The 20,788-nt window shown below is 43.6% G+C and carries 18 protein-coding genes; 5 read left to right on the plus strand and 13 right to left on the minus strand.

What is annotated here, in order from left to right; all coding sequences use genetic code 11:
• Positions 1 to 5 precede the first annotated feature (5 nt).
• From dnaG to tig, 4 genes are all read right to left on the minus strand, one after another.
• Complete coding sequence (gene dnaG / locus CL176_RS07420; RefSeq protein WP_118990730.1) at positions 6 to 1,841, minus strand: DNA primase; 1,836 nt, start codon at positions 1,839 to 1,841, stop codon at positions 6 to 8.
• Between the two features lie 21 nt (positions 1,842 to 1,862).
• Positions 1,863 to 2,459, minus strand: a complete 597-nt coding sequence (yihA, locus tag CL176_RS07425) for a ribosome biogenesis GTP-binding protein YihA/YsxC (protein ID WP_118990731.1) — start codon at positions 2,457 to 2,459, stop codon at positions 1,863 to 1,865.
• A gap of 18 nt (positions 2,460 to 2,477) precedes the next feature.
• Complete coding sequence (gene clpX / locus CL176_RS07430; protein ID WP_118991592.1) at positions 2,478 to 3,701, minus strand: ATP-dependent Clp protease ATP-binding subunit ClpX; 1,224 nt, start codon at positions 3,699 to 3,701, stop codon at positions 2,478 to 2,480.
• Positions 3,702 to 3,820: 119 nt separating this feature from the next.
• The gene (gene tig / locus CL176_RS07435; RefSeq protein WP_118990732.1) at positions 3,821 to 5,107 is read right to left on the minus strand and encodes a trigger factor; all 1,287 of its coding nucleotides are present in this window, start codon (positions 5,105 to 5,107) and stop codon (positions 3,821 to 3,823) included.
• 286 nt (positions 5,108 to 5,393) lie between these two features.
• On the opposite strand from tig, the gene recU reads away from it, so the two are divergent.
• The 5 genes from recU (at position 5,394) to CL176_RS07460 (ending at position 11,209) form a co-directional block, all read left to right on the plus strand.
• Positions 5,394 to 6,002 (plus strand): Holliday junction resolvase RecU, encoded by a 609-nt coding sequence (gene recU / locus CL176_RS07440; protein WP_118990733.1) that lies wholly within the window; start codon positions 5,394 to 5,396, stop codon positions 6,000 to 6,002.
• Positions 6,002 to 8,536, plus strand: a complete 2,535-nt coding sequence (locus tag CL176_RS07445; RefSeq protein ID WP_240430423.1) for a transglycosylase domain-containing protein — start codon at positions 6,002 to 6,004, stop codon at positions 8,534 to 8,536. Before recU ends, CL176_RS07445 begins: the two co-directional genes overlap by 1 nt.
• Before the next feature lie 455 nt (positions 8,537 to 8,991).
• Positions 8,992 to 10,416 (plus strand): Y-family DNA polymerase, encoded by a 1,425-nt coding sequence (locus CL176_RS07450; RefSeq protein ID WP_118990735.1) that lies wholly within the window; start codon positions 8,992 to 8,994, stop codon positions 10,414 to 10,416.
• Positions 10,416 to 10,778 carry a hypothetical protein gene (locus tag CL176_RS07455; protein WP_118990736.1) on the plus strand — a complete coding sequence of 121 codons (363 nt, stop codon included), beginning with the start codon at positions 10,416 to 10,418 and terminating at the stop codon, positions 10,776 to 10,778. The genes CL176_RS07450 and CL176_RS07455 overlap by 1 nt, the downstream gene beginning before the upstream one ends.
• Before the next feature lie 116 nt (positions 10,779 to 10,894).
• Positions 10,895 to 11,209, plus strand: a complete 315-nt coding sequence (locus CL176_RS07460; protein ID WP_118990737.1) for a DUF5960 family protein — start codon at positions 10,895 to 10,897, stop codon at positions 11,207 to 11,209.
• A gap of 76 nt (positions 11,210 to 11,285) precedes the next feature.
• On the opposite strand, the gene nth is transcribed toward CL176_RS07460, so the two are convergent.
• From nth to der, 9 genes are all read right to left on the minus strand, one after another.
• Positions 11,286 to 11,918 (minus strand): endonuclease III, encoded by a 633-nt coding sequence (nth, locus tag CL176_RS07465; RefSeq protein WP_118990738.1) that lies wholly within the window; start codon positions 11,916 to 11,918, stop codon positions 11,286 to 11,288.
• 8 nt (positions 11,919 to 11,926) lie between these two features.
• A complete protein-coding gene (locus tag CL176_RS07470; RefSeq protein ID WP_162890890.1) occupies positions 11,927 to 12,637 on the minus strand; it encodes a DnaD domain-containing protein in 711 nt (236 codons plus the stop codon).
• 57 nt (positions 12,638 to 12,694) lie between these two features.
• Positions 12,695 to 13,171: a PepSY domain-containing protein gene (locus tag CL176_RS07475; RefSeq protein WP_118990740.1), complete on the minus strand. Its 477-nt coding sequence runs from the start codon at positions 13,169 to 13,171 to the stop codon at positions 12,695 to 12,697.
• A complete protein-coding gene (locus CL176_RS07480; protein WP_162890891.1) occupies positions 13,171 to 15,747 on the minus strand; it encodes an exonuclease domain-containing protein in 2,577 nt (858 codons plus the stop codon). Before CL176_RS07480 ends, CL176_RS07475 begins: the two co-directional genes overlap by 1 nt.
• Before the next feature lie 5 nt (positions 15,748 to 15,752).
• Positions 15,753 to 16,967 (minus strand): CCA tRNA nucleotidyltransferase, encoded by a 1,215-nt coding sequence (locus tag CL176_RS07485; RefSeq protein WP_118990742.1) that lies wholly within the window; start codon positions 16,965 to 16,967, stop codon positions 15,753 to 15,755.
• Entirely contained in the window at positions 16,957 to 17,505 is a 549-nt protein-coding gene (locus CL176_RS07490) for a YpiB family protein (RefSeq protein WP_118990743.1), read from the minus strand. Before CL176_RS07490 ends, CL176_RS07485 begins: the two co-directional genes overlap by 11 nt.
• 5 nt (positions 17,506 to 17,510) lie before the next feature.
• The gene (locus tag CL176_RS07495; RefSeq protein WP_118990744.1) at positions 17,511 to 18,812 is read right to left on the minus strand and encodes a tetratricopeptide repeat protein; all 1,302 of its coding nucleotides are present in this window, start codon (positions 18,810 to 18,812) and stop codon (positions 17,511 to 17,513) included.
• Positions 18,813 to 19,001: 189 nt separating this feature from the next.
• Positions 19,002 to 19,277 (minus strand): HU family DNA-binding protein, encoded by a 276-nt coding sequence (locus CL176_RS07500; RefSeq protein ID WP_118990745.1) that lies wholly within the window; start codon positions 19,275 to 19,277, stop codon positions 19,002 to 19,004.
• Positions 19,278 to 19,408: 131 nt separating this feature from the next.
• Complete coding sequence (gene der / locus CL176_RS07505; RefSeq protein ID WP_118990746.1) at positions 19,409 to 20,722, minus strand: ribosome biogenesis GTPase Der; 1,314 nt, start codon at positions 20,720 to 20,722, stop codon at positions 19,409 to 19,411.
• Positions 20,723 to 20,788 lie beyond the last annotated feature (66 nt).

Genomic DNA, 20,788 nt, shown 5'->3' on the forward strand with positions numbered 1-20,788 from the left:
GCCTCCTATTGCTTTATTTTGCGATTGAGTCGCATAATTTGCATCATTAAATCATTCATTTCCGTGTATTCTGCCGATTGCCTTGCCTGCTTAACCTTCTCCCGTAATTCCTCAATTTCCTGCTGGACGAAGGCCTTGTCGATAGCCTTCAGGCAATCCACCATCACTTCTTCTTGGTAGCCTAGATTTTCCTGATCCCAAATGACTTCATTTAGAAATTGACGGCTCGACTCTTCCGTCATTCTATCGACGATGGCTGTCAAAGGCAAAGACAGCCCTTCATCATAGTATAACTCCTGTAAGGCAAAATATATTCTCTGCGCAGTGTCATGAAAGAGTACTAGCGCTCCGTCCATCTCCTCAACAAATTTCCATGCCTCTTCATAGTAAATCAAATGAAATAATAATTGCTTCTCACTTTGAAAAGCCAGGCCCGAGCGAATATTCAAGCTCGTAGATGCCGGAGCTGGCGCTACAGGTGGCGGAGGGGGAGCGGCTTCACCGGGTGACTCCTGACGCCTTTGCTGGTTCAGTTGCTGTCGTTTGCGGGCAACTTGTTCTTCAATCAGGTCTAAACTTACCGTATAGGCTTCAGCTAAGTCCTTCATCCGTAATTCTTGCTCAATTGGTGAATTTAGTTGCGCGATTAACTGGGTGACTTGTTCGATATATTGAGCTAATTCTTGGTCATTATGGAGATTATAGTGCGTTTTCAAGTACTCGACTTGAAAGTCAAAGGCTGACTGGGCCTCTTCGAGCAGGCGGTCAAAGGACGCCTTGCCCTTTTGCTTAAGCCATTCATCCGGGTCCAGTCCTTGGGGGATGCTTACGGACTTGGCTACTAATTGCGGACGCGGTAAGACTAAATCGAAAGCCCGCTTCGTCGCTTTCTGGCCGGCCTCATCACCGTCAAAGATGAAGTAAACCTCCCGGCTCAAACGCGTCAGACGGTCCAAATGTTCCTCAGTCAAGCTTGTACCCATGGTAGCAACGACATTCTCATAGCCAGCTTGATAGAGTGCCATAACGTCCATATAGCCCTCACAAATTAAGACTTGCTTGGTTCGGTTTATTTCGGGTCGGGCTAAGTCTAGGTTATAGAGTAGTTCCCCTTTCTGGAAGATGGGGGTTTCTGGGCTATTGAGGTATTTGGCCTGGGGAGACTGTTCAGCTTGAAACTGTCTGCCAGAAAAGGCCACTACCTGGCCCCGCTCATTTCTTAAGGGAATAATCAAGCGTCCGCAGAAGCGGTCGCGCCATTCTTGGTAATCATTCTGATAGAAAATTCCGCTGTCGATAAGTTCCTGATCGCTAAATTCATTCTGGCGTAAGTATTCCAACAGAACTTGTGAATTATCTGGCGCTAAGCCCAATTGAAAGGTATCCAACAGGGCTTCATCAAAGCCACGATTCAATAAATAATCGTAACCTGAGGCACCATTATTCGTCCCTGTTAAATAGTAATGGTAGAAGTCCGCCACCTTATCGTGAAGTTCATACAGTCTCTGATGAGCAGGCTGAACTTTGGATCCTTGTTGGAGGTAGCGCTCATCGATTGGTATTTGACTAAAGGCCGCAACTTTTGCGAAAGCTTCTGGAAAACTAATTCCTTCAATTTCCTCAATAAAGCTATAGACGTTCCCACCTCGCCCACAACTGAAGCATTTATAAATTTGCTTAGGTTGCGAGACGGAAAAGGATGGGTTACGATCTTCATGGAAGGGACACGAAGCAATGTAATTCGCCCCGCGTTTGGTCAATGGAACATATTGACTAATAACATCGACAATATCTGTATTCTCCCGAACTTGATTGATGAGTGTTTGTGGAATGAAAGCCATAGCCTACTCCTTTCAAGTTCCTTAGTCTTCTTCGTCGAATACGTAAGCTTCAATAACTTCCCAAATATCTTCCTTACCTTCACCTGTTACCGAAGAGAATGGGAAAAGTGCATCGACCGTCGGCAAATCCAAAGCTTTCTCGTATAACTGGAAATGCCGATTCCACTGGTTGCGTTTTACTTTATCGACCTTCGTTAAGATAATGGCGTAAGGGATATCAGCTTCTTCCGCCAAGTCTTTCATTTGCTTATCCAAAGCCGTTGGCTCATGGCGAAAATCCATAAGTAGAAACAATAGCTCCAAATTCTCGCGTTGCAGGACATATTGGCGTACCATCTGTTCAAATTGAACTCTTTGTGATTTAGATACGCGGGCATAACCATAACCAGGCACATCTACAAAGCGAAATTCCTGGTTAATATCATAAAAGTTAAGCGTTTGTGTCTTACCAGGTTGACTCGATGTGCGGGCAAGCCCTTTGCGGTCAATCATCCGATTGATAAAAGATGATTTCCCTACGTTAGATCGCCCTGCCAGAGCCACTTCGGGGACATCTGGAGCCGGATATTGCTTAGGCGATACCGCACTAATCATCATCTCAGCGTGATGTACATGCATCTAATCCCTCCTTATCGCTTAAGAAATTTTGCGGTTTTCTTCGTTATAATAACTTGGTTCTGATGTGCCAAGAACGTTCTCCTCGGTAATGACAATCTTAGCAATATCATCACGGCTAGGCACCTCATACATCGCCTCAAGCATTACTGTCTCAAGAATCGAACGTAAGCCCCGGGCACCCGTATCACGTTCAAGGGCTAAGCGGGCTACCGCTCGAAGCGCGTCATCTTCGATTTCTAAAGCCACATCATCCATCGCGAACATCTTCTCGTATTGCTTCACTAAGGCATTCTTCGGCTCAGTTAGAATGCGAACTAAATCATCTTCCGTCAGCTTTTCTAAGGCTGCTGTCACAGGAATCCGGCCGATAAATTCAGGAATCAGACCGAATTTAAGCAAGTCTTCTGAAGTCACTTGCTGCATGATACTCTTCGATTCATCCAACTTGCCTTGAGAGGAACCGAAACCGATCACCTTGCTACCAAGACGTTCTTTAACAATTGTTTCGATACCGGCAAAGGCTCCACCCACAATAAAGAGAATCTGGCTTGTATCCATTTGAATGAAATCTTGGCCAGGATGCTTGCGTCCCCCTTTCGGCGGAATATTAGCAACGGTCCCTTCTAAAATCTTCAAGAGGGCTTGTTGAACACCTTCACCACTTACATCACGGGTAATCGATACATTCTCGCTTTTGCGTGAAATTTTGTCGATTTCATCCACATAAATAATGCCTTTTTCGGCTCGTTCAATATCATAATCAGCTGCCTGAGCGAGCTTTAAGAGAATATTCTCAACGTCCTCACCTACATAACCCGCTTCGGTTAATGTCGTTGCATCGGCAATGGCAAAAGGCACATTCAAGATTTTGGCCAAGGTTTGGGCTAGGAAAGTTTTCCCTGAACCGGTTGGCCCGATAAGGGCAATGTTACTCTTCTGTAATTCGACACCATCTTCGCTTAGGGAATGTTGGGTCACACGTTTGTAGTGATTATAGACGGCAACGGCCAACGTCTTCTTCGCCTCATCTTGCCCAATGACATATTCATCGAGAATTGCAACAATTTCTCTTGGGGTTTTGATAGTAATTGGCAGATCGCTCGTCATATGACGCATTTCTTCATCAATAATATTCTTGCACAATTCAACGCATTCATCACATATATATACCCCTGGTCCGGCAATGATTTTATTAACTTCGTCCTGAGATTTCCCACAGAAAGAACAGTGATATTCAATCATCTCGGGTTTTTTCGCCACGTAAATTCCTCCTATAAAAACTGTGTAAAAAAGGGTTGCACGAGTCACCCTTTAACGACCTGACTTTTGCAATCCCTCTTTAACACTTCGTATTTTATTTATTATGCATTTGCTTCAGCGGTATCAATAATGATATTCATCGCTTTCTTCATCTTGATATCTGATGATAACATATCTTCTGTTACAAAGCCACGAACTTGCTCAACTTCCATACCGTATTGCTTAGCAAGTGACTCGGCTTCTTCATCGATATCTGCTTGCGAAACTTGGATGTCTTCTGCTTTAACAATGCTTTCCAAGACAAGGTTTGTCTTCGTACGCAATTCTGCTTCATCTTCAAATTGATCGTGTAAGTCTTGTTCCGTTGTGCCTGTAATTTGGTAGTAGATTTCTGGTGAAATACCTTGACGGCTCAAGTTATTTAAGAAGTAATCCATTTGACGGTGAATTTCTTCATGAACCATTGAGTGTGGAATATCTCCGTCTACTTCGGCATTATCAACGGCTTGACGTAAGATAGCATCTTCGAATTGCTCTTGCGCTTGAGATTCTTTGCTTTCTTCTAGTTGCACACGAATCTTATTCTTTAATTCTTCGAAGGTTTCAACTTCGTCATCCACATCTTTAGCAAATTCATCATCTAATTCTGGTAATTCCTTCGCCTTCACTTCATGAACTTTAACTTTGAAGACTGCGTCTTTCCCTGCTAAATCTTCTGCGTGATATTCTTCTGGGAAAGTTACGTTAACATCTAATTCAACACCTGGCTCTTGGCCTACTAATTGCTCTTCAAAGCCTGGGATGAATGTGTTTGAACCAAGTTCTAATGAATGATTCTCAGCTTTACCACCGTCAAAGGCTACATCATCAACGAAACCTTCGTAATCGATAACTACTGTGTCACCTTCTTCAGCTGCAGCTTCTTTAACAACTAATTCAGCTAGGGACTGACGACGGCTTTCAATTGCCTCATTGACTTCCTCTTCGCTGACACTTGTGTCTTCTTTATCTGCTTTCAAGCCTTTATATTCACCTAAAGTGACTGATGGTTTGAGGTCTACTTCGGCAACAAGTACCCAATCTTTCCCTTTATCCATAGATTGGATATCAATGGATGGTTGACCAACAATGTCTTGTCCAGATTCTTCTACTGCTGCTTGGTAAGCATCTGGCAATAAGTTATTCAATGTTTCTTCATAAAGCGCTTCTTCACCGTAGACATTATCAAAGATTTGGCGTGGAACTTTCCCTTTACGGAAACCTGGGACAGAGATATTCTTTTTAACACGCTTATATGTTTGGTCAAGTCCTTGCTTTACCGTTTCAGATGGAATTTCAAAAGTCAAAATACCTTTGTTATTCTCTTTTGCTTCAAAATTTACAGTCATTTATTTAACCTCCAACAAATGTATTCATTACATACCTTAATATTATAGCGAAAGCTTGCCTGTTTGTAAACACAAAAACATTGAATTATTCGCTCATTGGCACATTTAATGATAGTACTTGGATTATACTATACCCGCTTTATTTTTCAAAGTTTGTTTGCTATCGAGGTCAATAAAAGTTATGATACATACGATTCATAGAAATTTTTATTTTTGTAAATTTATCACGATTAATTCAACTGTTTCACCGTTGAATCGTGTATAATGTAGGATAGGAGTGAGTCACATGATTAATTATCCAAGCGGACAACAGCCGCCTGAACGTGCCAAAGCCCATCCTTTAGCTAAAACATCAGCCAAGCCCGTTAACTATGGAAGTCGGGGGATGACCTTAGAAGAGCAGATTAATCGAAGTAATCAATATTATTTATCGCACAATTTGGCTGTGATTCATAAGAAGCCCACACCTATTCAAGTTGTTAAAGTAAACTATCCCAAACGGAGCGCTGCCCGAATTACCGAAGCATACTACCGCCAAGCTTCAACAACGGATTATAATGGTGTCTATCAAGGCTATTATATTGATTTCGAAGCGAAGGAAACCCGTAATAAAACGCGCTTTCCTTTGAGCAATCTCCCACTACACCAACAACAACACATGAAGCAATGCCAAGAACAAGGCGGCATTAGTTTTCTGCTGCTATCATTTCGCAGCCATCAGAAAATCTATCTTTTGCCTTTTAAAGCCTTTGAACGCTTTCAAGCAGAATCGAAGCAGCAAAGTTTACCTTATGAATTTGTTGAAGCGAACGGTTATCTTTGTCAAACAGGCTATCAGCCGATGATTGACTATTTAGCCGCGCTAGATTGCTATCTTGAAAGAGGTGAGCGTTGATGTCAGAAAGGAAGTCACACATGGTAACAGGCAGTCGCGTTGAACGCAAGAAATATCAGAAAAGAAAACGTCCCAACCGCGGGCGTAAGTGGTTTAAACGGATTATTATTACAATTATCGCCCTCGCATTTATTTGTGTCCTTGGTGGAGCCGGTCTTTTCGGCTATTATGCAATGAATGCCCCAGATATTTCCGCTGAGGACTTGCGTGGTCAAGTCTCCAGCAAGATCTTCGATAAAGACGGCGAATTAATCAAAGAGCTCGGCGGACAAAATCGTGATTTAATGGCTGTCGGCGAAGTTCCCCAAGTTCTAAAAGAAGCCGTATTAGCCATTGAAGATGCACGGTTTTACCAGCACCATGGGGTTGACCCCATTCGTATTGTCGGTGCCTTAGTTGCGAACTTACGCGCCGGAGAAATTGAGCAAGGGGGGAGTACCATTACCCAACAACTTGTAAAGCTCTCGGTCTTCTCCACCGATTTTCAAGATCAAACCATTGAACGTAAGGCACAAGAAGCATGGTTATCCTTGCAAATCGAACAAGAATACTCCAAGGATGAAATTCTAACCTTGTATTTGAATAAATTATTTTATTCAAATAATGTTTACGGCGCCAAGACTGCTTCCAAGCACTTTTTCGGGAAGCCCTTGGCTGAGATTAATCTTGGCGAAGCAGCCTTACTAGCAGGAATTCCGCAAGCACCGTCTGAATATGATCCCTATAGCCATCCTGAAATCGCTCAAGAACGTCGTGACTTAGTGTTGGACGTGATGTATGAGCGCGACTTGATTAATGAACAGGAATTATCGCAAGCCAAAGCTATCCAAGTTGAGGATATGCTTGTACCGCTGAACGAAACAGGTATACAAGCAAATGACTTAGCTATTGATGCCTATTTAGACGTTGTCGCCCAAGAAGTCCAAGATAAATTAAATCTCAATATTTACACAGATGGCCTGGAAGTTTATACCAATATGGACTTCGCCGCCCAGAAACATCTTTATAATATTGTTAATGACGGAACTGTTCCCTTCCCGAACGATCAGATGCAGACCGCATCGTCCGTTATTGATGTGAATACAGGGCATTTAATTGCCGTTATCGGAGGACGCAAGCAAGAGGTTACCATGGGCTTAAACCGAGCTAATACACTTAATCGAAGTGTCGGCTCAACCATGAAGCCGCTCTCAGCTTACGGACCAGCGATTGAATACTTGAACTTTTCAACCGGTACCCTTGTTAAAGACGAACCGTACGAATACAGTAGCGGCGACCCAATCGAGAACTATGACTATGCTTTCAAAGGTGACCAAACCTTGCGTGAAGCCCTCGCCGGTTCGCGGAACATTCCAGCCTTGAAGATGCTCCAAGCAGTTGGCTTGGACAATGCTTACGCCTTCTTGCAGAAAATGGATATTCATATTCTCAATAATAATCAACGTGAACTCGTCGAAGCTAATGCCATTGGTGGGGAGATGACGCCGATTCAACTGAGTGCGGCCTATGCTACGATTGCCAATTATGGCACGTACAATAAGCCTTCCGCCGTCCGGCAAGTCATCACTTCCGCAGGTACTGTTGAAGATTTCCAAACGGAATCACGCGAAGCGATGAAAGATTCCACGGCCTATATGCTTATCGATATTCTCAAAGGCGTCCCGGGCAATTTCGCCTCCCGCTCAGATATTGAAGGCCTTCACCATGCTGGTAAGACCGGAACAACCAACTACACAGAAGACCAGTTAGCTCAACTGGACATTGATGCCAGTACCTATGCTGCCCCTGATGGTTGGTATGCGGGGATGACACCGCAATATGCAATTGCTTCTTGGGTAGGTTATGACAATCCGTTAGAACCTGGGCATTACTTAAGCTTAGCTGATACCGCCCTTTCACAAGATATTTACCGGGAAATGATGACCTTCCTGACCCGTAACGCGACAAGTCATGATTGGCAACAACCTTCATCCGTCGTTGAAGTAGAAATTGAAAAGTACACCGATCCAATCATGTTACCTGGGCCAAGAACACCAGAGAATTTACGCTCAAATGAACTCTTTGTCAAAGGTCAAGAGCCTACGGAAATATCCATGACCTTCGGCCAAGACGTCCCTGCGCCAACTGGCTTTAATGCTTATTATGACGCTGCTAGTCACAGTATCGTCATGAGTTGGAACCCGATGAGTGGTTCAGGACACTTTGAACTTTCAGTCAATGGTTCCATTATCTACACAGGTCCTGGCACAAGCTTTGTAATGCCTGCAGAAGATATTGGCACCTATACCCTACGACTCAGTTATGTAGAAGGGAATAATCGCTCGGATACCATGGTCATCACCTTGACCTTGACCGAGGAACTTTCTTCATCTTCTGAAGAAAGTTCCGAAGATGAAGAAGATTCTAGCGATGAATCCGCAACGAATCCAGATGGGACACCAGGGGACGATCCGGCACTCAATCCACCCGCTGAGCAGCAGCCAGGTGAAACGCCAACAGATCCCAACACATCCCCTACCGACCCAAGCCTGTAACTAACTGAAAATCTTGGCCACTAACATAGAAGATCCAAACTTTGCTTCCGAGCAAGGTTTGGATCTTTTCTTATACTGTAAATTTCCCCTATTTTATACAACACAAGAAATAAAAAAATATTTTACTCCATAATTCGGAAGCTTTTCCTGCAAGGACTTCTAACGCACTTAGGACTCTAGTTCAGCAAAGACCGCTTCGAAGAGGCCCATAGCAGACTCCAGCTCTTGCTAGGCAAGGAGCTTTCGCCTTTGCCTAACTATATCAACCTTTATCCCCCAATTTTAATTTCTTTAGAGACTTCCCTTGCCAAAATGAACAAATGTTCGTATAATGGATGTAGACACATTTTGATAAGGGTTGCTATTCCTATGGCCGTACCACCTTACATATGGCTTAATCGAAATGAAGAAGGTTGTTGCTATAGGAAATGGCCTTAGAGAAAGGAGTTGATTGAATGGGAATCATTCGCTATGATTTAGAACCTCATTCGGATATCGCTTTTATCGATATGAAATCCTTCTATGCGAGTGTAGAATGTGTCGCCAGAGAATGTCATCCGCTCACGACCTCTTTATGTGTCGTGAGCCGAACGGACCACGCCAATGGTCTTATTCTGGCTGCTTCCCCAACGTTTAAGCAAGTTTTCGGCAAGGAGAATGTGGGGCGTACGTATGACTTGCCTTTCAATATCCATACCCGCCGCTTCAATTACTCTACAGCCAGGCGCTTGAACTTGCCAACGGATTCCAATTATGTGCGCTATATTGAAAGCTGGGCACGTAAAACCTTGATTGTTCCACCAAGGATGAGCTTATACATTGAAGAGAATATGAAGATCCAAAAGATTCTAAACCGTTACGCCCCCAAAGAAGATATTATGCCCTATTCCATCGATGAGGCTTTTGTTGATTTAACCCATTCTCTAAAGCTTTTTGTTCCTAATCCAGAACTTTCACGGCGGAGTAAGTTGGACATCATCTCAGCTGCCATCCAACGGGATATTCAAGAAGAAACGGGGATTTATTCAACCATTGGCATGAGCAATGCTAATCCGCTGCTGGCTAAGCTCGCCTTAGATAATGAGGCTAAGACGACGAATACTATGCGAGCCAACTGGTCCTATGAAGACGTAGAAGCTAAAGTGTGGAACATTCCGGAGATGACTGATTTCTGGGGAATCGGCAAACGTACAGAGCGGCGTTTAAATCGCATGAATATCTTCTCCATCCGTGATTTAGCCCAGAGTGATCCTGATTTACTTAAGGCAAAGATGGGCGTCATTGGCCTACAACTTTGGTTTCATGCTAATGGTGTAGATGAAAGCAATGTTCGTGAGCCTTATCAGCCAAAGGCCAAAGGCCTGGGCAATTCACAAGTGCTACCTAAAGACTACCATAGGGCTAGCGATATCGAACTTGTGCTTATGGAAATGGCAGAACAAGTAGCGATTCGCTTGCGCCGCGCCAAGTACAATACAACATGTGTCAGCATTTATGTTGGCTTTGCTGACCAAGAAGAAAAGCGCTCCATCCATGCTCAAATGGCTGTTGACCCTACACAGAGAACTCGGGTATTAAAAGAACATGTGCGCCAGCTCTTTCGGAAGCATTACCAGGGAGGCGCTGTTCGAAGTGTAGGCGTCCGTTACAGTCGCTTCGTTGATGAGAACTACGCCTTAATTTCCCTTTTCGAAGATATGGAAAGGGTTGACAAGGAAGAGCGCCTTGAGCAGACCATCGATCACATTCGTGAACGCTTTGGCTTCTTAGCCGTCCAGCCCGCGACCGTGCTCAATGAGAATTCCCGCAGTATTGCTCGTAGCAAGCTTATTGGTGGCCATGCTGCGGGCGGAGCGGGTGGCTTGGATGGGTTAAATTAATGGGCTCACGAGATTATTTACCTTACCGCTCAGCTCGCCAGTATCAAGACCGTAAGATGGCTAAGTGGATGGGTTTCTTCCTCTCAGAGCATACCAGTGCCCTCCAACAGCCCATGCTCGAAGCGAGTGACGAAATTCATGCCCAAGCCCCCAGTGATAAATTGCTCCTCATTCATCAACTTTATGCCACAAATCTCACCGCCCAGTTCCAAATTCGCGACCAGTCAAACCTTAGCCACCTCATCGGGAAGGTCACCGACATACAGAATCATACGATTGGTATCGCCAGTTCTAAAGACTATCGCTTCGTCGCTTTTGAAGACATTCTCACGATTACTTTAGTAGAAACGATTGATACTTAATAAGGTACGCTGTGTTTAATGCTTAAGTATTTTATATTGAAGAGTATGCCTATGCTAGAAAGGAGTGAAGGCAAGCCCCACTGCCCTATAACACGCCGCAGGCACTTGCCGTTGCCATGAATTCTAAACAATCTCGTCGTAATAACGTTCAATTCGCTTACTTTAGTGAAAGTTACTTGCGCTTTGAAAAGGATTATTACACCTATTCCAAGCTTGAAGTTCCTTTAACCTTCTTTACCGAGGATATTCTGCATTCAATGGGAGAGACGCAAAGGAACTACTTTAAGCTTCCGGCCTACCAAGCCGTGGATAACCGCAACCATTATTTTATTTTCAACGTGAGCGCTCCCGACGCAAATAAGGAAATTCGCCTCTATGAATACGACCGCCATACTTGGTCCTATGAAGATGTCGGACGTAAGAAGAGCTAATGTCTCGTACCGAACTTCATTGTAAAAGCCCTAATATATAGCTTGGTTCTTCCGCTATATATTAGGGCTTTTGGCCTTATTCATATTGAGCAACAACGTCTTCATAATCAATAAAACTCGCGCAGGCTTCACTGTGGGCTGTGCAGTAATACCGGCCGAAAAGCACCAGTAATTGATGGGCGTGCGACCACATCTTTTCAGGTAATTTCTCCATGAGGATATTCTCTACCTGCCTTGGTGTAGCATTCTCAGGAACAATTTTCAGTCGTTTGGCTACCCTTTCTACGTGCGTATCCACCGCAATGGCTGGCTGATCGAAGGCCACACTCAAGACTACACTCGCCGTTTTGCGACCGACACCGGGTAAAGATTCGAGTTCCTTGCGAGTGTGGGGAACTTCTCCATGAAAGTCGTAGGCAATTTTGCGGGCTGTACCACTGAGAAATTTAGCCTTATTACGGAATAAACCGATACTTTGAATGTAAGGCTCAATTTCTGCTGGCTCCACCGCTGCCATGGCTTCAGCTGTAGGAAAGCGTTCAAATAGGGCAGGTGCTAGGGCATTTACTGCCTTGTCCGTTGTTTGCGCACTTAAGATGACCGCAATTAACAAATGGAATGGATCATCAAACTGCAATTCTGATGCAGCGTTTGGGATGAGTTCATCCATACGGCGCAGGGCTTCTATCAATTCTTCACTTGTTAGCATACGTCCTCCTAATCATGTGACCAGTTAATAATTGGAATATCCACATTCTGATACGCATCAGTCGTTTGGTTCGCTTGAAAACCACCTTGTCTACGCTGATTGCGTCGATTAATTTCTGCTTGCGCTTCTTGAACCGTGCGAATATTCCGCTTCTCCCAATTTAATAAAATTGTATCAATGTATTTCAGGCTAAGCGCTTGATGAATCACTGCTTCTTTCAAGGCAAGTAAGATGACCGCAATGTCATACTGGTCGTCTAAAAGCCACTGATTAATTTGCTCCAGCTCCATCTGCGTTAAGCTGCGACCGAACTCTTCTTCGAAATGTTGAATTAGTTCACTGCGCTGCTTATAATCAGGAGCATTCTTTTGAGTGGTGTCAGTCTTCCCGTGCTTATCTAAGGCATCTAACTGTTCAAAGAAGGGACGCAAGGAATAATGATCTCTTTGCTTGCCCGTTTCATCCGGCACCAATTCAATCGTCAGGTAATTTTTGCTCATCAAGCTATTTAAATGCTGAAAGACCGTTTCATGGGACCAGCCCAATTGACGGCCAATTCTTTGCATGTCATCCGCTACCATATTCTGACGGCTGGCACTTAGAATGTAGAGTAATAACAGTGCCTCATCACTCGACAAATCTAAACGGTAAAATTGCTGAAAAAAACGATTGGGAACGGCCGTAAAACCTTCTTTAAGCCAATCATAAATCTCTGTCATAAAGCCTATATCATCTCCTTCCTTGGCATGCATGCCAATTAGAACGTATCTAGTTCCCTACAAATTCCCGATAGTCTGCACCCATTCCCCATTCTTAGCATTAATATAATAATAGGCCATACTTTGATCCGGTGCCCGGAAAGTCACTTCCCATACAGGAAGCTCTTCCAGCAGTCCCAAACGGACATTGAGAAAGTCTTCAACGTCATTATAATTTTTGGCCAAAGACAAGGCATCGGCTTCAGTAATTAATTCTGCATGGTCATAGTACGTCACTTCACCGCCTGCTTGAGCAATAATGGCATACATTTCTTTGCCAGAAGCATTGGTAAAGTCAAGGCTAAAGTAAGTGTCATTCGTGATTAGCCAATAGAAATTATTGACATTATCCACTTGATAGTCCGCTTCAATAATTGCGAGTGCCTCAGCTTCCGCTTGGCGAATACTTTGCTGCGATCTAGAGAAAATCAATAACAAAACAATTAATAATAGCAAAAAGAAGACAGTTAAATTTCGGACGGTTCTACTGCTCATCATCTATCCCCCTGAGTATTTGTATAGTCAAAAGCTTGATCCGTACGAAAACTTGCCCACGCCTGCATGTCCTTGCGGAATCGGGTTGCATAAGCTTTCGTATAGACACGTTCATCAAACAAAAAGAAGTCCTCTGCTTGAAATGAGTAAAGTAATTGATTCAATAATTCTTTGAAATTCTGCATCATATTCGGCAATAGAATATCGTCGAACACTTCAAAAGTACGCTCCCCTGATGAGAGCTTCTGCATGGCCTGAACCAAAGGTTCATCCGGTGACTTAAACGGTAATTTCTGTAGCAAAACGCTCGTAGCTTGTTGGCGATAAGGCCACCAACTATTTTTGAAACTTGTCCGATGCAAGATGAGTATTTGCCGCTTCCCTTCCATCGAACGCCGTCTCACCTTATTCAAGCTCCCCGATACACCTTGGGCTAGAATCGTATCATTAACGAGTAAGGTTTCGTGCCGTAATAAGGCTTGGTAAATCGTTTCGATGCTGGTTAAATTATTGCAAATAATAACAATCTGTTCCTGGAGCTGCTCCCGTTCATCATTAATGAATTGCGCCATCGCATTAGCATCATCCACTGGCGTTTGAAAGGCTTCCCCAATATAACTCAAAGGAACTTGAATGTCCAATGGCTGATGTGGGGCCGATTGATGTAGCCGTATAAAGTGCAGTTCATCTTTTTGGATTAAAGCGTCCACACCGCGTTGGCGTAAGAGATAACTGTCACCTAAGCTGATACATAAGATAGAATGCGGCTCCCGTAGCGTATTTAACTGAGTATCTTTAAAGATAAGTGGATTGCAATGCAAGCTTACCCGGTAAAACTGAGCATTCATATGTTCACCGGATACTTTCCAGAAATTCTTTGAAGGTAACGCTTGAATTTGCTTGGCTAATTTCTGCCATAGGTGCAAATCGTCCAGTAAATCAGGGAGAAACTCCTGAATTTGATGAATGCGCCCCAGGCCATCAATTTCTTCAAAGAGGCGACTTAACATTGAAGCAAAGTCAGCGTGCAAATCAGCCTCCAAGGAAAGATATCGCTCATGGTAACCCCGATAAGCACTCTCCTTCGAGTAAGTTTCTTGCAAATATAAACCAGCCGTTTCTAGCAATTGATTTAAGCTATCCAACAGTCTATTTAAACGTCGACCAAGATTCGGAAGTTGTTGCTGAAAGGCAAGATCATTATAGTATTGATCTAAGTAACGCCGAATTTGCGTGAAGAATTGACTCAAGGGCAAGAGGACACTTTGCTGCTGTGTCATTGTATCGAACATCTCAGCCATATCATAAAGCATCACGACCCGGTCTTGAGCATACAATAAAGCCCGTTCCTCTTTCTGGCCAAAAGCGCCATAATCCCATTGATTCATTAGGACAATCTTCTGTGACTGCACCCGGTCTAAAGCACGCTCATAGAAAGTATGGGGTCCGTTAAAATCACGGGCGTGGCAATACTTATCAAACATAAATTTAATTTGAATATCCGCATTTAATTCGGTAAAATCTCCCGTTTGCGTATGGGTCAACCAGACAATTGTACTGGCTAAGCTTATTTGTTCTGTTTGATTTAATTTGGTGAAATTTAACGCAAGCAACTGGTTAAAGGCTTGTAAATGCAAATAATTGCTAGGCTTTCTTATAATCAAGCCCTCTTCGGCAAAGACAGAGGCCGCTTCTCGGATTAAATGCTGCCATTGGAGCAGCTGATAATTATGTGGGACTACCAAAAGCACATTGCGGCCATCTTGCATCATTTGCCCAATGACCGCTTCGATAACTTGAGGAGATAAAGGGAAATCACTCGGCTCAATCCATAAACGCGGCCACTTGTGAAAGGTCTCGATTAACCTATCTGCCAACACACCCGTTGAAGCCGCTAAAGGCGAAGGTGTTCGGCGCTTAATGGGTTCTTCGTGCTCTAAATAAATCTGGCAATCCCACCGATAGCACTCCGCTGCTTGAAAGAAATGCTCTGTCTCCCCAGGCAAAAGACGTACTAAAGGTGCTAAGTCACGTAATTTCTGATTCGAAAGTTTCAGCACTTCCCCGGCCAACTGATTAAGAATGACAGCTGTCACGCGAGCATCTTCAATCGCATCATGGGCATCTTCAAAAGCAATGCCATAATACTTCGATAGCTCCAATAAATTAAAGCCAGAGGCGTGCCCGACGAGCACTTTCGCCAGAATGACTGTATCCAAAGCTTGCGGCTTGAATTCATAGCCCGCTTTGGCAAAAGCTGCTTGCATAAAGGTTAAATCAAACTTTAAATTATGGGCCACAAAGAGGCAATCCTTTAAGCGTTCATACCATAAACTGGCGACACTTTCCCATTTAGGTGCTTGGTCAGCCTGTTCTTGCTCAATCCCCGTTAGCTTCTGAATGGTCAGTGGAATCGAACGTTCAGGATTCAGCAACATGGAGTATTCATGCTTTAATTGCCCATCCTCAATAATGCACGCCCCAATTTGAATAATCTGGTCCCCTTGGTCGAAATGAGGTCCGGTCGTCTCCAAATCAACCACCGCAATTTTCAATTTTGCCGTATGATTGGTCACAGCCTTCAGTCCCCTCTAATGAAATGTGTGATGGCTTCAAGGTCATTGGGTAAATCCCCTTGAATAATAGCGCGTTCAATCCGCTCTAACCAGACGCCTATATCTTTCGTCCCCTTGGTAAGGCCAAGAATGTCCATTAAATCCTTGCCATTCACAACAATATCTTGGCGTTTCTGAATAGGTAGTTGCTGCCGCATAGTTGCTACATCTGGCAGCGGTAAGTTACGACAGGCAAACGTTTGATAAATTAAATCAACATACGCATCCGTATGGTGATAAGTGCTTTCTAAATCGAATTCCTGCTGGTCAAATTTCTCAATGATTGTCAGCATTTCAGTGACGGCTGACATAAATTGCTTGCTAAAAGTCCATGTTCGCAATAACTGGCGTGCTTGGCTGCCTATTCTGAGCTCATATAGTAGAAACGCCCAGACTAAGGCCTCATCTCGCTCAATACCTGCCTCGATAAGGGGACTTAACCAAGTGGATAACTTAGCCAAAGCTTGCCCTATATCCGGCCGGTCAAAGCCAGGCAAATATTGATTGACACCACTTACTACTAGCAGATGGGCCGCTTGAGGAAAGGCTTCCCCTTGCAAATACTTAGACATCTCCACTCGAATACGCTCAATCGCAATCTGCTTCAATTGATGGGCATAGGCCTGAACGCCTTCATAGGTTGCTCCTTCAATTTCAAAGCCTAATTGGCTGGCGAAACGCAAAGCACGCATCGTTCGTAAGCTATCTTCAGCGAAACGCTCCGCTGGATTACCTACCGCTCGAATATAGCCTTGTTCTAAGTCCGAAAGCCCTCCATGATAGTCATAAATTACACCTTCAGAATCAGCCGCTAGAGCATTGATGGTGAAATCACGGCGCAAAGTATCCTCTTCTAAATTTCTAACAAAGGTTACCTCATCCGGTCTACGAAAATCAGAATAAGTTCCTTCCGTACGAAAAGTCGTCACTTCGAAAGTCTCTCCATGATACACAACAATCATCGTACCATGCTCTTTGCCTAAATCAATCGTCGCATGAAATAAGGCTTCAATTTCGTCCGGGCGAGCACTTGACGCAATATCGACATCGTGAATCGGACGCTTTAAGAGCGTATCACGCACACAGCCCCCCACAAAATACGCCTCATAGCCGGCAGCTTCAATCCGCTCCATCACCGGTAAAGCTTCTTGAAACAATCTATGCTCTAAACTAATCAGCATCCGTCTCTCCTTGTATTAACTCAATAAGCCGCAAGCAATACTCTGCCATCTCGAAATCATGCGTCTCCAAAGCCTGGTCTAAATCTATGCGCACTTGACGTAATTTAGCCTTATAACTCACGTCATATAAGAGATCTTCCAATACCGCTGATTGATTGTCCCTTTCTGGTAAATAAGGATTCTCTTCAAAGACATCATAGCGGTACAACATATCGTATAAATGCGGAATATTGAACTCCAAATAGAAGGTATGATTATCATAGCGCTGATTTAAACGCAAATCATGAAAAGCCTGTTCACTCATAGTGTAGCTTAATTGATCTTTATAATAAACAAAAGGGACTGCCGAATTATCTTGATAGGAAATATAAATCCCCCGTGGTGCATACTTCGCTGCTTCCGAAAAGACTACCGATTTGAGAATATCATCCTTGGATAATAATACATTCAGTAAATAGGTCACCGAGGGATTCGCGTGTTCATAATTGTCTAAAAGCCAATGTAAGAAATCACGCTTACGATCATTATATGAAGCCATGAAACCTACTTCCTTTCTACTTCTTGAATCTTTTGGGCTAAGGGCTCTGTCTCATAATCTGTGCCGTTAAATTGTTCAAGCAAATCCTTAGCTTTTGCGACTTCTCCCTGCTGAATATAAAGTTCACCTAGCTCCAGAACTAACGAAGGCTCTGCTAGTAATTCACTTAGGGCATATGCATAAGAATCTACAGCTTGCTCTGACCTTTGCGTTCCTTTATATAAACGTGCCAAAAGATATTGCAACTGACCCTCAGTCAATTGCTCAGGGGCCACCTGGTGCAACAAACGTTCTGCTTGATTAGTATCACCTATCTGCCCTACCTGCCTTACATATAACTTCAAATACGAATACAATTGCTCAACATCTTCCATTAAGAGCAAATGATCTTCAAAGAGTGCCCCCAACTCAGGCGTAAACAAAGCAAATTCATCGGCAATATCAACCAAGGTCAATACTTCCGGCTCGTCCATAGGGAGCGTTCGCGTCAGCCAGGTAAGCTCTGTTTCTATGCCCGACAAGTTCTCAAGGGCTTGGTAAATTTCAAGACGCAAGAGATGGGCATCAACGTAATTTGGCTGCAAGGCAATACTTTGATCTACTTTGGCTTCAGCTAATAGATAATTCTCGGCCATAACGTAAACTTCGGCTGCTAAATACAGAGCTTCTGCATCGTCTTGAGGATAAGCATCACTTTCCAGAATGTCATAAATAGCTGGGAAGTTGATTGTCTCTTGGGCAAGTAGATACTGAACCTGTAAGGTTTTGAATTCGGCTATATCCATCTCATCCGAAAAGTACGTCTCAATTGTATATAAGAAGGTTTCGACATCCTTGCTATTACCTAAGTCATGGTGAATCTCAAGGGCTAACGCATAAGCCGGATAATAGCGTGGGTACGTGCGAATCAGCTGATTCAGTTCCTTCAAAGCAGCTCGCCCTTGGCCTTTGGCTTGATATATTTCTGCACTCAAGTAGCTCTTTGCTTGGTCTAAGGATGGACTTAAGCCTGCTGTAGGAATTTGTTGGAGCCATAGTAAGGCGGTATCCAGGGATTGATACTTATAATATAACTCTGCTAAAGCTAGTGCATATTCTGGTCTTTGCGTATGGTGATATAACTGAAGCCAAAGATACTCCCCTGCTTCAATATAGCCCCGTTGCAATAGTTGCAAGGCGACTTCATGAAGCGTTTGGTAGTCTTCATCGGTTAAGTCCTCTACTTCAACATACTCACGTAGAATATCGATTGCTTCCGTTTGATCTAAACTATAAGCCATCTGCCGCATAATTTCTTCCGCACGCATCCAACCCAACTCCCTTCAAACCTGTCATACATTATATCTCTTGCATTGGAAACATCGTTAGCGTATTCCAATACCATAGTTTGTATTATACCATTTCCCTATCATTCATTAAAGTTTTGCTCATAGAAAATACCTCTATGCCAAGAGCATCGCTCTTACATAGAGGTATTTCGGAATTAGATTAAAAGCTTATTTAACAGCTTCTTTTAAAGATTTACCTGCTTTGAAAGCTGGTACTTTAGTAGCTGGGATGTCGATTTCGTCACCAGTTTGTGGGTTGCGACCTTTACGTGCTGCACGCTCACGTACTTCAAATGTACCGAAACCGATAACTTGTACACGCTCACCGTCAGCTAAAGCTTCTTCGATTGTTTCGAAGACTGCTTCAACCGCTGAAGTTGCGTCTTTCTTAGTCAAGTTTGTTTTCTCTGCTACTCTTTCCACTAATTCTGCTTTGTTTGCCATTTTGTCTAATCCTCCTAATGAGTCAAATGACTCCATTGAAATTTGAAATAAAGCCCAATGCTTATTTCTTATTAAAGAATACCATATAAACAACGTTATTACAACGTTTTTAGTGTCTTACCAGCAGTTTATTACTGCCGTTCCCGTGGAATAATCTTCAGTGGTGTTCCATCGAAGTGGAAAGCTTGCCGTAGTTGGTTTTCCAAATAACGTTCATAGCTGAAATGCATTAATTCCACATCATTGACAAAGACCACAAACGTTGGTGGCCCCACTGCCACTTGGGTTGCATAATAAATCTTCAAACGGCGACCCTTATCGGTAGGGGTTGGATTCATCGCAACCGCATCACTAATAACATTGTTTAGGGTTGAGGATTGGATGCGACGATTTTGATTGGCATGAATTTCCTTAAGTAAATCCGGCAATCGTTCTAGGCGTTGATGGGTCTTCGCACTGACGAAGAGAATCGGTGCAAAAGATAGGAAGCGGAATTCACTCCGAATATCTTGCGTAAACTCATCAAACACCTTCTCCTTATTCTCAACCGTATCCCATTTATTTACGAGGATAATAATGCCTTTACCGGATTCAAGGGCATAGCCGGCAACATGCTTGTCTTGTTCTCGAATACCCGTTTCAGCATCAAGCACCACACAGACAATATCACTGCGTTCTATTGCAGACAATGACCGCATAACACTATATTTCTCCGTCTTCTCATAGACCTTGCCGCGCCGGCGTATTCCTGCTGTATCAATCATTGTGAACTCTTGGCCCGATTCATCAACAAAGCGTGTGTCCACTGCTTCCCTGGTCGTTCCTTCAATATTCGATACAATAACACGCTTCTCTTCTAAGAGCGCATTGACTAAACTAGACTTCCCGACATTTGGACGCCCAATAAAGCTGAACTTGATGAGCTGTGAATCATCAACTTGCTCCGCTTCAGGAGGGAAGTGAGCAACAATCTCATCTAATAAATCCCCAAAACCGGTTCCATGTGCACCAGATACTGGAATAGGATCGCCAAGACCTAGGGCATAAAAGTCATATACCGTCTGTCTTTGCTCAGGATTGTCTGCTTTATTCACCGCTAAAACCACTGGTTTCTTGGTCCGGTGTAAGTAACTAGCGATTGCTTCATCTTCCGTTGTGAGTCCTTCTTGGCTATTCACCATAAAGACTATCACATCGGCTTCTTCCATGGCAATATCTGCTTGATAGCGGATTTGGGTCATCATCGGCTCATCAGTCATTTCAATTCCGCCAGTATCAATTAAGCGGTAATCACGTCCGAGCCATTTACCTGTGGCATAGATTCGGTCCCGAGTCACACCGGGTAAGTCTTCAACAATTGAAATACGTTCACCAACCAAGCGATTAAACACGGTTGATTTGCCAACATTCGGTCGGCCTACTAATGCTACGACTGGTAACAACATATCCACCTCCTTATTTCCCCTCTAAAAGAAAAGTAGACTGACTTATTCAGCCAGCCCACTTTCAAT

This window comes from Suicoccus acidiformans (genome assembly GCF_003546865.1).
In the GTDB taxonomy this organism is placed as follows: Bacteria; Bacillota; Bacilli; order Lactobacillales; family Aerococcaceae; genus Suicoccus; species Suicoccus acidiformans.